Raw genomic sequence first — 13,038 nt, 5'->3', positions numbered from 1 at the left:
CTTATTTATGAGTATAACATTTTAGTCATCTACTAGGATGAATCAATTTTTTGACAGTTCGGTATAGTTTTAATGACAAAAATGGTTTTCATGTTTGACATTACTTGATAGACAAAAACCCTCCTATCCGTGTGTACGTATCACACGAATAGGAGGGTTTCCTTATAGTTTGTTCAAACAATCAACCTGAAATTACTTCTTGAGGTTGTAGAATGATTTGATTCCGTCGTAGACAGCAACGTCTGAAAGCATGTCTTCGATGCGGAGAAGTTGGTTGTATTTCGCGATACGGTCTGTACGTGAAAGTGAACCAGTTTTGATTTGACCAGCGTTTGTCGCAACAGCGATGTCAGCGATCGTTGAATCTTCAGTTTCACCAGAACGGTGAGAAACGACAGCTGTGTAACCAGCTTTTTTAGCCATTTCGATTGCGTCGAATGTTTCAGTCAACGTACCGATTTGGTTAACTTTGATGAGGATCGAGTTAGCGATGCCTTTTTCGATACCTTCAGCAAGTTTCTCAGTGTTTGTTACGAACAAGTCATCCCCAACGAGTTGAACTTTGTGTCCGATACGATCTGTAAGGAGTTTGTGACCATCCCAGTCGTTTTCGTCACAGCCATCTTCGATTGAGATGATTGGGTATTTGTCGACGAGTTGCGCGTAGAATTCAACAAGCTCTTCTGTTGAAAGGACTTTGCCTTCGCCAGCGAGGTTGTATTTTCCAGCTGCTTTATCGTAGAACTCAGAAGAAGCGACGTCCATTGCAAGGTAAACATCTTCGCCTGCTTTGTAGCCAGCTTTTTCGATTGCTTCAAGGATAACTGTGATTGCTTCTTCGTTTGATTTCAAGTTTGGAGCGAATCCACCCTCGTCACCAACTGCTGTGTTAAGACCCATTCCGCTAAGAACTGATTTCAACGCGTGGAAGATTTCAGCACCCATACGAAGTGCTTCTTTGAATGTTGGAGCACCGACAGGCATGATCATGAACTCTTGGAAGTCCACGTTGTTGTCTGCGTGTGATCCACCGTTGATGATGTTCATCATTGGTGTTGGTAATGTTTTCGCGTTGAATCCACCGAGGTACGTGTAAAGTGGAAGACCAAGCTCATCTGCAGCAGCACGTGCAGCAGCCATAGAAACACCAAGGATTGCGTTAGCGCCGAAGTTACCTTTGTTTTTCGTACCGTCGAGATCGATCATTTTTTTGTCGATTCCAGTTTGGTCAAAGACATCGTAACCGATGATTTCTGGTGCGATTTTTTCATTGACGTTGTCAACAGCTTTCAAAACACCTTTTCCGAGGTAACGTGCTTTGTCGCCATCACGGAGTTCGACTGCTTCGTGCTCACCAGTTGATGCACCTGATGGTACGAGTGCGCGACCGAAACCGCCATCTTCTGTATAAACTTCTACTTCTACTGTTGGGTTACCGCGTGAATCAAGAATCTCGCGTGCGTAAATCTCTGTAATCATTGACATTTAAATTCGCTCCTTTTGTGTGTAAGAAATATGTGGTGTAGCTACTTCGATCGACGGGATTATTTCTTCAATACGATCGATTTACCAGTCATCTCTGCTGGTTGGTCCGCTCCGAGGAGATCAAGGACCGTTGGTGCGAGATCAGCGAGTGCACCTGTGAGTGGTTCAAGGAGTTCAACGTCCTCAACCGTCACGATACATGGAACAGGTTCTGTCGTATGCGCCGTCATCTTACTGCCGTCTGCATTGAGGACTTTATCCGCGTTCCCGTGGTCAGCCGTGATGACTGCCGCGCCGCCTTTACTGAGAATCAAGTCAACGACTTTCCCAAGACACTCATCGACTGCTTCGATCGCCTTTTTCGTCGGCTCGAGCATACCCGAGTGACCGACCATATCCGGGTTAGCGAAGTTGAGGATAATGGCGTCGTGTTTGTCCGAGTTGATGGCATCAACGAGCGCATCTGTGACTTCATAGACGCTCATCTCTGGTTTCAAGTCGTATGTCGCGACTTTTGGTGAAGGGATCAAGATCCGATCTTCCCCTTCGTATGGTTCTTCACGTTGTCCGTTGAAGAAGAACGTGACGTGCGGATACTTTTCCGTTTCCGCGATGCGTAGCTGTTTGAGACCTTGTTTTGACAATGTCTCACCAAGCGTATTTTTGATGTCTTCAGGCGGGAAGACGATGTCCGTATCAATCGCATCCGAGTACTTCGTCATCGAGACGAGTAGCAGGTTCTTCGGTGCGTTGTTCGGAAGTTCGAATCCGTCGAAGCCTTTTTTCTCTTTGTAAACTTTTGAAAGCTGAATCGCACGGTCAGGACGATAGTTGAAGAACATGATCGCATCGTTATCGTGGATCGGTGCGACTGGCGTACCGTCTTCCTGCACGACAACAGTTGGTTCGATGAACTCATCCGTTACGTCTTGTTTGTACGAAGCTTCAACCATGCCGATTGGATCCTTCGTCGTTGGACCTTCCCCGTATGTGATGACGTCATAGACTTTCTTGACGCGTTCCCAACGGTTATCGCGATCCATCGCATAGTAGCGACCAGAGATACTCGCGAATTGTCCAACATTCAATTCGTCCATCTTCGCTTGCGCGTCACGGAGGAAACCAGCGCCCGATTGTGGGTCGCAGTCACGACCGTCCGTGAAAGCATGAAGATAAACTTTTTCGATTTCGTGAAGTTTCGCGAATTCGAGTACCGCATACAAGTGGTTGATGTGACTGTGGATCCCACCGTCAGAGACCAGACCGAAGATATGAAGCGCCGAACCGTATTTCTTCACGTGACCTGCCGCATCGTTCATCGCTTGGCGCGAGAAGAACGAGCGATCCTTGATCGCGTTGTTGATTCGGGATAGCGATTGATAGACGACGCGACCAGCACCGATGTTGAGGTGACCCACTTCTGAGTTCCCCATTTGACCATCAGGCAAACCGACGTATTCCCCTTTCGCATTCAACAACGTATGCGGGTATTGACCCCAGTAACGATCGAAGTTCGGTTTGTTTGCCGCCGTAACGGCATTTCCGAACTCTTCGTCACGCATACCAAAACCATCAAGGATGATTAGTGCGACTGGACGTTTTGTCATTTAAATCGCCTCCAACAGTTTGAGGAACGATCCTGTCTCAAGACTTGCACCGCCGACGAGCGCGCCGTCGATGTCTGGTTGAGCCATATATTCTTTGATGTTTTCCGGTTTGACGCTACCACCGTATTGGATGCGGACAGCTTCTGCTGCTTCAGCACCAAATTCAGCTGCAACGACGTCACGGACGAATTTACAAGAATCTTGTGCATCTTGTTCTGTCGCTGATTTACCTGTTCCGATTGCCCAGACAGGCTCGTATGCGACGACGAGATTTTTCACTTGGTCGACAGTAAGGTCTTTAAGGCTGTTTGCTGTCTGTTCGCGGATGACGTCTTCGAACTTGCCGCCTTCACGCTCTTCCAGTGTTTCACCTACACAAACGATAGGAACGAGACCGTGCTCGAACGCTTTTTTCGCTTTGCTGTTGATGAACGCATCTGTTTCGCCGAAGTACTCACGACGCTCAGAGTGACCGAGGATGACGTACGTCACGTCGAGTTCTTTGAGCATGAGCGGGCTGATTTCACCAGTGAAGGCACCGCTCTCTTTGTCGTACATGTTTTGAGCACCGATCTTAAGATCCGTACCAGCTGCTGCTTCTGTCAAGTGTGCCAAGAATACGGCTGGTGCACAGACAGCTGCGTCGACTGTTGTCGAAGCAGGTACAGCTCCTTTGACTTCCTCAGCGAATGCAACTGCATCCTTGAGCGTCAGATTCATCTTCCAGTTACCTGCGATAATTGGTTTACGCATTGAGAAACACTCCCTTGTGAACTTAGATTACTTGTCGTTTAGCGCTTCGACACCAGGAAGAGCTTTCCCTTCCATGAATTCGAGACTTGCTCCACCACCTGTAGAAATGTGGCTCATTTTGTCAGCAAGACCGAATTTCTCTGCCGCAGCAGCTGAGTCGCCACCGCCGATGATTGAGTACGCATCGCTGTCCGCAAGAGCTTGCGCGACACCTTTTGTACCGTTTGCGTATTTATCGAGTTCGAATACGCCCATCGGTCCGTTCCAGACGACGAGTTTCGAGTTCTTGATTGCCTCTGCATAGAGTTCAACCGTTTTTGGACCGATATCAAGTGACATGTGATCTGCTGGGATCTCTGTGATGTCACGTGGTCCGACATATGTTTCTTCTCCGAATTCCTTCGTGATGACACAGTCGACAGGCATGAGGAACTTAACGCCTTTTTCTTCTGCTTTTTTCATGAATTCCTTCGCTTGGTCGATTTTGTCGACCTCAAGAAGTGAAGTACCGACTTCGATACCACGAGCTGTGAGGAACGTGTACGATAAGCCGCCACCGATGATCAACGTATCGACGATGTCGAGTAAGTGATCGATGACACCGATTTTATCCGCAACTTTCGAACCACCGATGATTGCCGTGAACGGGCGATCTGGGTTAGAAAGAGCTTTACCGAGAACTTGAAGTTCTTTTTCGATGAGAAGACCGGCAACTGCTGTGTCGACATGGTGTGCGATACCTTCTGTCGATGCGTGTGCACGGTGTGCTGCGCCGAACGCGTCGTTGACGAAAACGTCAGCGAGTTTCGCGAATCCTTTAGCGAGCTCTTCGTCGTTTTTCGTTTCGCCAGGATAGAAGCGGACGTTCTCTAAGACGACGACATCGCCGTTTTCGAGTTTGCTGACTGCTTCTTCTGCAACTGGACCGTATGCTTCTTCAACGAGCTTGATGTCTTTACCAAGCAATTCGCTGAGGCGTGCTACGACTGGTGCAAGTGAGAACTCAGGGTTCTTTTCGCCTTTTGGACGACCCATGTGGCTAGCGAGAATGACTTTTGCTCCGCCGTCGATCAAGTGTTTGATCGTTGGGAGTGCAGCACGGATCCGTGTGTCATCCGTGATTTTACCGTCTTCCAACGGTACGTTGAAATCTACGCGTGTAAATACGCGTTTTCCTTGTACATCGATGTCGCGAATCGATTTCTTATTCATACATTCGTCCTCCGTCTCTTACGTATAGTGAGGGGCGAATGCCCCTCCCGCTTTTTTCCGCAATAAGAGCGGAGACTAATATCGTTTCCGCTCTTATTCAATTGCTATTTAATTGCTCGAATTACTTAGCGATTTCTGCGAAGTGTTTGAGTGTACGAACGAGTTGGCTAGTGTAAGACATTTCGTTGTCATACCAAGCAACTGTTTTAACGAGTTGTTTGTCGCCGACTGTCATGACTTTAGTTTGTGTTGCATCGAAGAGTGATCCGTAAGAGATACCAACGATGTCAGAAGAAACGATTTCGTCTTCAGTGTAACCGTAAGACTCGTTAGCAGCTGCTTTCATTGCTGCGTTGATTTCTTCTACAGAAACTTTTTTGTCGAGTACAGTTACGAGCTCAGTGAGTGAACCTGTAGCGACTGGTACACGTTGTGCAGATCCGTCAAGTTTACCTTGAAGTTCTGGAAGAACGAGACCGATTGCTTTTGCAGCACCAGTTGAGTTAGGAACGATGTTTGCTGCTGCCGCACGTGCACGACGGAAGTCACCTTTAGGGTGTGGAGCGTCGAGTGTGTTTTGGTCACCAGTGTAAGCGTGGATCGTAGTCATGAGACCTTCAACGATTCCGAACTGATCTTGGAGAACTTTAGCCATTGGCGCGAGACAGTTAGTAGTACAAGAAGCACCAGAGATAACTGTTTCAGTTCCGTCAAGGATTTCGTGGTTTGTGTTGAAGACGACTGTTTTCATGTCGCCAGTTGCAGGTGCAGAGATAACGACTTTTTTAGCGCCAGCTTTCAAGTGAAGCTCAGCTTTTTCTTTGTCTGTGAAGAAACCAGTACATTCGAGAACGATGTCAACACCGAGCTCGCCCCATGGGAGTTCTTCTGGGTTGCGGTTAGCAAGTGTTTTGATTTCTTTACCGTTGACGAGGAAGTAACCGTCGTGTACTTCAACTTCGCCGTCGAAACGACCTTGAGTCGTGTCATATTTGAGAAGGTGTGCAAGCATTTTAGTGTCTGTAAGGTCGTTGATCGCGACTACTTCGATTCCATCGAATTGAAGAATTTGACGAAGTGCCAAACGTCCGATACGTCCAAATCCGTTAATACCAACTTTTACTGCCATGATAATTTTCCTCCTTTTAATGTAAAGCGAGTTATCTATTATTCAAAAGGGGGTTACCCTTTCAAAATCGAAGCTGCTGCGCCTTCATCCGTAATCAGGATGATGTCAGGCGACTGTTTGACATAGGCGTTGATCGCTTCTGCCTTCGAATGACCACCTGCGACGACGATGACGTGTTCAACTTGCTTCAAGTCATCCAGTTGGAGACCAACTGTCTTAACCCGGTGCACGATGTTGCCGTCTCGGTCGAAGTAATAACCGAATGCTTCCGCTACTGCCTGTTCATGTTCCAGTCGGGTCAGGAGATCCTCAGACGCGCGACGACGTTTTGCCATCGTTTTCGCCTCACCAATTCCATGTACCACGATTGAAGCACCTTTAATCATTTGAAGCACATTTTTTATGCTCGGCTCTTCGATCATCTTGACGAAAGTCTCTGTACTGACCATGTCCGGGATGTGAAGCAGATGATAATCACTTTGAGCGCGTGACGCCATCCGTGAGCATACTGTGTTCGCTTGTAGTTCGAGCGTTTCTCCCAGTCCTCCGCGCGCCGGAACGAACGTCATTGGACGGTGTTCCTTGTCTGGCGACATCATCGCCGCGACCGAAGCCATCGTCGTACCGCCTGTGACAGCGATCGTATTGTGATGGTCTGAAGAAAGCTCTCGCTTGAGTCGTGCGACGGTCGCCCGCCCCATGTCTCGTTGTACCCAGAAGGTCTCATCGGAATCACCCGGTACGATGACGACGTCCCGTACTCCGAGTCTCTCTTTCAAGGCTTTCGCCATGTCTGAGATCCCTGCGAGTTCTCCCATGATGCTGTGCATGCTGCGAAGAACGTTTCGTCCTTCATCCGTTAAGGACATCCCTTGCGTTGCGACCTCTAGGAGGTCTTGTTGCTTCAAAAAGTCGACTTCCCGCCGTAAGACGCGTTCCGTCAAGCCAAGGCTTGTCGCAAGTGTACGTCGTCCGATCGGTTGCATCAGTCGCACATAATGAAGGATGTCGTAGCGTGTCTGCATTTCTTCGATCAGATCAGGCACGATTCGTTTTTGGATCTGGACTAACTGCCGAATCATGTATTTCCCTCTCCTCTCAAGTAGCTGGACGCTTTTTGTCCCGCATGTCATAACGTGTCCCACTTGGTACACCGTTATCATAACAGTCCATTTCTCGCCTTGCAAGTCTCGTTTCTCAAGTTTTTTGAAGTAAGCGTTTTCTTACTGTTTCCGTGTCGAATTTGCCATAACTCCAGATTTCCTCGTCATGCATGACGACGGGAATCTCATATAAGAACCGTAGACTGAGCGCTTCATCCTGATCAATGTTGACTTCCTCGAACGTCCATTCTGGAAACTCATCGAGTACGAAGTCGAGTAAGATGGCGGCCTCTTCACACAGCGTACATCCCGGACGTGAATAGAGTGTTAAGTGTCTGTGTCGTTTTAATCCCATTCTGATTGCGCCTTCCTTTGCTGCATCGTTTTTCGGGTCAATCCAAGCGCTGCCCGATATTTTGCGACCGTCCGTCGCGCGACTGTCAGACCGTCTGCCTGCAGGCGGTCCGTCAATTGCTGATCACTTAACGGTCGATCGCTTTGCTGAATGTATTCGGCGATTCGTCGTTTGATTAAAAAACTCGAATCCCCAGTCGTCGTCCGTGAGACGAACAAGTCTTCTAGGGCAACGAGACCATGTACCGTCTCGACGTACTTCGAAGCAATCGCTCGACCGACCGTCGACGGATGATGTCCCGTTGCTTCTGCGACTTGTTTTTTCGTCAGCGGCTCGAGATGCAGTTCGCCTTTGAACCAGCGTCCTTGTCGCTCAAGTAAAACTGAAAGAATGGCATGCAATGTAACACGTCGTCGTTCGTAAGCGCGCAAAAAAGGCGTTGCCTCTTTTAATTCGAGCCACGTCTGATCCGTGTCGAGTGTCATCCAGTCGATATGAAGTTCTCCATCCAACACACGAATTCGCGCCTCTGCTGTGACCGTTCGTTCTCCTTTTTGAAGATCTGGGGTCCGGCTTAGTCGCGTCAATCGTTTTCGCAACCGCGTTCGATCCGGTTCACTGTACTGCGTGAACACCTGATTCGCCGATTCATGTCGCAACCGATCCGTTAGTTCGATCAGTTCCGCATCGTCTAGCTCGATTGCCTGTAACCACTGGCATTCGCGTTCCGAACGGGCAGCGATGCCGACCGGTTCACATTGTTGGAGGAGCGTTCGTGCTTCTTGAATCGATGCGACATCAGTCGAGAAGGATGCAGCGAGCTGCTCGTCCGATGTCCGCATTAAACCGTCCGCTTCTAAATACACAATGAGTTGTTCCGCCATATATCTTATTTCCTGTCTGACTGATTCTAAACGTATTTGTGCAAGAAGCTCCTCTTCATAGGACGCCATGTTTCCCGTCACTTGCTCGACTTCTAGCGAAAGCTGATTCGGGTAATGGCGGTGCATTCGTCGTTTCAATCGTCGCCATTCCTCCTCGAGTTCAGCCGCAGGTTGCTCGAGCACATGTAACTGATACTGTTGTGACGCCGATAATGTCATCTGTTGCGTCTGTTCTTGGCGTTGATCCATCGATTCCCCTCCTCTGCCTCTTATTATAGAAGAAACGTTTTAAAAAACACCCTACGAACGTTTCTCGCACCGCTCAGGAAAAAGAAAACTCACGCTTCCCTATTGCTTTTCTGAAAAAATGTCGATATACTATTAATTGTTCAGTACATCAGATGCACCCGTAGCTCAGGGGATAGAGCACTGGTTTCCGGTACCAGGTGTCGGGAGTTCGAATCTCTCCGGGTGTACCATTTATTCAACTACAAGGCAATGCCAGCAATGGCGTTGCCTTTTTTCTATATTGATATGTTTCATTTGCCCTTGTAATGGAAAAATACCTAAAAGTCGCATCGTATCTTTTGACCAATATTGACCAAAGGATTATGATAAGGATAAGTCGAATAGGAAGCTACATACCAACTATAAGGAGGCAAAGACTATGTTAATTCCAACAGTCATCGAACAAACAAACCGCGGGGAACGTGCTTACGATATCTACTCACGTTTGCTAAAAGACCGCATCATTCTTCTCGGGAGCGCGATTGACGACAACGTCGCCAACTCAGTCGTTGCCCAACTTCTGTTCTTAGCAGCAGAAGATCCAGATAAAGAAATCTCGCTTTACATCAACAGCCCAGGTGGTTCGATCACTGCCGGTATGGCGATTTACGATACAATGAACTTCATCAAACCACAAGTTTCTACGATTTGTATCGGTATGGCAGCATCAATGGGTGCATTCTTGCTCCAAGCTGGCGCAAAAGGAAAACGTTTCGCGTTACCAAACGCTGAAATCATGATCCACCAACCACTCGGTGGTACACAAGGTCAAGCATCGGATATTAAAATCCATGCGGAACGTATCATCAAAATGCGTGAGCATCTCAACAAAATCATGGCTGAAAACACAGGACAACCACTTGAAGTCATCGAACGCGATACAGAGCGTGACAACTTCATGTCAGCACAAGCTGCTGCTGACTACGGTCTCATCGACCGCGTCATGGAACGTGCATAAGTCATCCAAAGTGTCTCCTTTACGGGAGGCACTTTTTTAATACGTATTTCCACATCTATACATATACAAAAAACCTCCCGTTCCATAAAGAACGAGAGGTCGATGATCAGTCGATCAAGTCTGTGATGTCTGAAACGATGTCGTGGTTTTCACGAATCAGCGAGTAGATGGCGTTCGCATGTGGCGAAAGCTCTTCTTCTGCTTGTAATTGCTTCAGGAATAATGATGTTGCGAATGCAACGAGCGTGCTTTTCGGTACACCGATTGATTTTGCTTTTTTCGTTAATACTTCGTCAAACTTCGCGTCTACAGTCAGCGAAATACGTTTCTTTTCGTTAGCCATTTCAAAAACTCCTTAATTCGAACATTTAGTTGCATCGACTATATATTATAGTAGACTATGGTTCATCTCGCAAGCGACCCTCTTATAAGGCCCCTGTCATCGACTCGCCATTTCGGATTTTTTCTGCGATTTGATCAATCTTCCGCAACCGGTGATTGATCCCTGATTTTGAGATGGAGCCGCTTTCGACCATCTCACCGAGCTCTTGTAACGTGACGTCTTGATGCGTGACACGCAAGATTGCGATTTCCTTCAACTTATCTGGTAAGACGTCGAGACCGACCGTCCGCTCGAGGAACTTGATGTTTTCGACTTGACGTAATGCCGCACCGACCGTCTTGTTGAGGTTCGCTGTCTCACAGTTAACGAGACGGTTGACCGAGTTGCGCATATCTTTTAAAATCCGCACGTCCTCGAACCGCAGCATCGATTGTGTCGCATCGATGAGTTTGAGGAAATCGGAAATCTTTTCGCTCTCCTTGATGTAGAGGATGTGTCCTTTTTTCCGTTCGATCGCCTTCGCATTCAAGTCAAAGACATTCGATAAACCGCGTAGCGCCGCATTGTGTTCTTCGTACAAGCTGAAGATTTCTAAATGATACGACGACGTCGCCGGATTGTTGAGCGAACCACCAGCGAGGAATGCCCCTCTCAAATAAGCGCGTGCTTTTCGTTCATCGTTTAAGATCGCATCACTGATCGAACGAATCATCGTGAATCCTTCCCCTAAAATCCCGAGGTCTTGCAAAATCTTATCCGCTTGTTGTTTAACACGGACGATGTAGACATTGTTCTTTTTCAGACGCATTTTCTTCCGCACGAGCAGATCGAGGTGAACACCGTATGCTTTTTTAAGCAACGAATAGATCCGACGAGCAATCGAAGCATTCTCAGTTGAAATATCCAGTGTCAGACCGCGTCCGAGTCCGAACGAGATCGCACCGTTCATCCGAGCGAGTGCTGCAAGTTCTGCCTTCATCTCATGATCGGTAATCGGAATCTGCGTTAATTCTTTTTTGACTTCTGAGGCAAAGCTCATGTCAGCTCCTCCTTCCCTTCGAGTTGACGCATGCGCCGAATCGATAATACTTTTCGCATGACGAGACTTGCGACGGCGTCTGAATCGTGACGAATGAAGTGATGATTATAATCAACGATATCGTCTGCAAGCACTTCAACGCCTGCTAACTCGAATTGTTTTTCATTATAGGTGACGATGTCGGCGTGATCCTTTTGATACTTTTTCAAATAACCAGCATCGATCGACTCATTATTGACGATGATCGTATCGACGACTCCTTGACCGAGAAAGCGTTCGAGCGTCGATAAGTGCTCGTTTGCTGTAAATGCTGTCGTCTCACCGGGTTGTGTCATGACGTTACAAATATAGACGACTGGAGCCAGCGATTGCTGAATTGCTTCTCGAATCTCATCGATCAAGACGTTCGGAATGATACTTGTATAGAGACTCCCTGGTCCAAGGACGATGACATCGGCATCAAGAATCGCTTGAATCGCTTCCGGTACTGGACGGACGTCTTGTTCCTCGAGGAAAATTCGTTCGATTTTCTTACCAACCGTCGGAATCAGTGACTCCCCTTTAACGATCGTTCCATCCTCGAACTCAGCACATAGTGTAATCGTACGTTCTGTCGCGGGATAGACTTTTCCTTCCGCGTTCAACAGTTGTCCCATGACACCAATCGCTTCAACGAACGAACCGTTACAGAGTTGCGTCGCTGCCGTCAGCATCAAGTTGCCGAGCGAATGCCCATGTAATCCTTCGCCGGTCTCAAACCGGTACTGCATGATCCGGTCCATCAGGGTTTCCGATTTCGATAAGGAGACGATGACATTGCGAATATCGCCAGGCGGCAACATATTAAACTCTGTCCGCAGGCGACCAGAACTTCCGCCGTCATCCGCGACGGTAACGATTGCTGTAATATCGAGCGGATAATGCTTCAGTCCACGAAGAAGCGTCGAGAGTCCTGTCCCGCCACCAATGGCGACGACTTTACGTTCCCATTTCATCACTTCTCCTCCTTCGCATGTACATAATCCCGGTGGTTCGTCTCAATGTGATACTGCGTCGCGAATTCCTTGCTGATTGCTTCCGCGAACGTAATCGACCGATGCTTTCCTCCCGTACAACCGAGGGCGATGACGAGTTGCGACTTCCCTTCTCGCTCGTATTGCGGAATCAGGAACTCGAGCAAATCGACGAGTTTTTTATAGAACAGCTTCGCTTCAGGCCACTGCATGACGTAAGACGCGACTTCCTCATCGAGTCCTGTTTTTGGACGCAGTTCTGGAATGTAGAACGGGTTCGGTAAGAACCGGAGGTCAAAGACAAGATCGGCATCAAGCGGCAATCCGTGTTTAAAACCAAACGACATGACGTTGACCGTGAACGGAATCCGTTCTCCTGTCGTAAACTCTTTCAATAATCGTTCTTTTAGGACGAGTGGTTTGATGTCACTCGTATCAATCAGCATTTGTGCTTTATCACGGAACCCTTCGAGCAACGTCCGCTCACGTTCAATCCCGATCAGTGGTGAGTCAGTGGGTGCAAGCGGATGGGAACGACGTGATTCTTTATAACGGCGTACGAGGACATCGTTACGCGCATCGAGATACAGCATCCGAGTCTGTAAATTCGTCTTTTTCAGATCCTCATAAACGACAAAAAAACTGTCGATGAAATCACGCGCACGTGTATCGATGGCAACGGCGATTTTAGGACGCACTTGTCCGATGACTTCGATGAGTTGTGGCAATAACGTTGGTGGTAGATTGTCGACACAGAAATAGCCTAAATCCTCAAAGCTGTTCATTGCGACTGTCTTTCCAGCCCCACTCATACCTGTGATGATGACAAGTTGTGGTTGATTCTGTTCCATCTTTTCGCCCTCCAGACA

Annotated in this window: 12 protein-coding genes, 1 tRNA gene and 1 pseudogene; 2 read left to right on the top strand and 12 right to left on the bottom strand. The window is 47.9% G+C overall.

The window, feature by feature from the left end; translation table 11 throughout:
* Positions 1–192: 192 nt before the first annotated feature.
* From eno to ACV3PA_RS05860, 8 genes are all read right to left on the bottom strand, one after another.
* Positions 193–1,485 (bottom strand): phosphopyruvate hydratase, encoded by a 1,293-nt coding sequence (gene eno / locus ACV3PA_RS05895; protein ID WP_035409961.1) that lies wholly within the window; start codon positions 1,483–1,485, stop codon positions 193–195.
* A 59-nt stretch (positions 1,486–1,544) separates the two neighbouring features.
* Entirely contained in the window at positions 1,545–3,092 is a 1,548-nt protein-coding gene (gene gpmI, locus ACV3PA_RS05890; RefSeq protein ID WP_456125821.1) for a 2,3-bisphosphoglycerate-independent phosphoglycerate mutase, read from the bottom strand.
* Positions 3,093–3,845, bottom strand: a complete 753-nt coding sequence (gene tpiA, locus ACV3PA_RS05885; protein WP_053454168.1) for a triose-phosphate isomerase — start codon at positions 3,843–3,845, stop codon at positions 3,093–3,095.
* 27 nt (positions 3,846–3,872) lie between these two features.
* Complete coding sequence (locus ACV3PA_RS05880) at positions 3,873–5,057, bottom strand: phosphoglycerate kinase (protein WP_050678694.1); 1,185 nt, start codon at positions 5,055–5,057, stop codon at positions 3,873–3,875.
* A gap of 121 nt (positions 5,058–5,178) precedes the next feature.
* Positions 5,179–6,186, bottom strand: coding sequence for a type I glyceraldehyde-3-phosphate dehydrogenase (gene gap / locus ACV3PA_RS05875; protein ID WP_035409970.1), 1,008 nt, complete (start codon positions 6,184–6,186; stop codon positions 5,179–5,181).
* A 53-nt stretch (positions 6,187–6,239) separates the two neighbouring features.
* Complete coding sequence (locus tag ACV3PA_RS05870) at positions 6,240–7,265, bottom strand: sugar-binding transcriptional regulator (protein ID WP_238240119.1); 1,026 nt, start codon at positions 7,263–7,265, stop codon at positions 6,240–6,242.
* Between the two features lie 118 nt (positions 7,266–7,383).
* Positions 7,384–7,644 carry a glutaredoxin family protein gene (locus ACV3PA_RS05865; RefSeq protein WP_238237731.1) on the bottom strand — a complete coding sequence of 87 codons (261 nt, stop codon included), beginning with the start codon at positions 7,642–7,644 and terminating at the stop codon, positions 7,384–7,386.
* Positions 7,635–8,777 carry an RNA polymerase factor sigma-54 gene (locus tag ACV3PA_RS05860; protein ID WP_456125820.1) on the bottom strand — a complete coding sequence of 381 codons (1,143 nt, stop codon included), beginning with the start codon at positions 8,775–8,777 and terminating at the stop codon, positions 7,635–7,637. Before ACV3PA_RS05860 ends, ACV3PA_RS05865 begins: the two co-directional genes overlap by 10 nt.
* A gap of 154 nt (positions 8,778–8,931) precedes the next feature.
* Here ACV3PA_RS05860 and ACV3PA_RS05855 point away from each other — a divergent pair.
* Together ACV3PA_RS05855 and clpP are read left to right on the top strand one after the other, a co-directional pair.
* A tRNA-Arg gene (locus tag ACV3PA_RS05855) sits at positions 8,932–9,007 on the top strand.
* A 182-nt stretch (positions 9,008–9,189) separates the two neighbouring features.
* A pseudogene (gene clpP / locus ACV3PA_RS05850) lies at positions 9,190–9,774 on the top strand (ATP-dependent Clp endopeptidase proteolytic subunit ClpP); the annotation flags it as partial.
* Between the two features lie 106 nt (positions 9,775–9,880).
* On the opposite strand, the gene ACV3PA_RS05845 reads toward clpP, so the two are convergent.
* The 4 genes from ACV3PA_RS05845 to rapZ form a co-directional block, all read right to left on the bottom strand.
* Positions 9,881–10,117, bottom strand: coding sequence for a hypothetical protein (locus ACV3PA_RS05845; protein ID WP_023469221.1), 237 nt, complete (start codon positions 10,115–10,117; stop codon positions 9,881–9,883).
* A gap of 82 nt (positions 10,118–10,199) precedes the next feature.
* Complete coding sequence (gene whiA, locus ACV3PA_RS05840) at positions 10,200–11,156, bottom strand: DNA-binding protein WhiA (protein ID WP_053454171.1); 957 nt, start codon at positions 11,154–11,156, stop codon at positions 10,200–10,202.
* On the bottom strand, positions 11,153–12,151 hold the full coding sequence (locus ACV3PA_RS05835) for a gluconeogenesis factor YvcK family protein (RefSeq protein WP_023469223.1): 999 nt from the start codon (positions 12,149–12,151) through the stop codon (positions 11,153–11,155). The genes whiA and ACV3PA_RS05835 overlap by 4 nt, the downstream gene beginning before the upstream one ends.
* Positions 12,151–13,020, bottom strand: a complete 870-nt coding sequence (gene rapZ, locus ACV3PA_RS05830; RefSeq protein ID WP_053454172.1) for an RNase adapter RapZ — start codon at positions 13,018–13,020, stop codon at positions 12,151–12,153. The genes ACV3PA_RS05835 and rapZ overlap by 1 nt, the downstream gene beginning before the upstream one ends.
* Positions 13,021–13,038: the final 18 nt, after the last annotated feature.

This window comes from Exiguobacterium sp. EA-TM-5 (assembly GCF_053878415.1).
The sequence above is the reverse complement of the archived record's forward strand: the minus strand, read 5'-3'. Positions and strand labels throughout refer to the sequence as shown.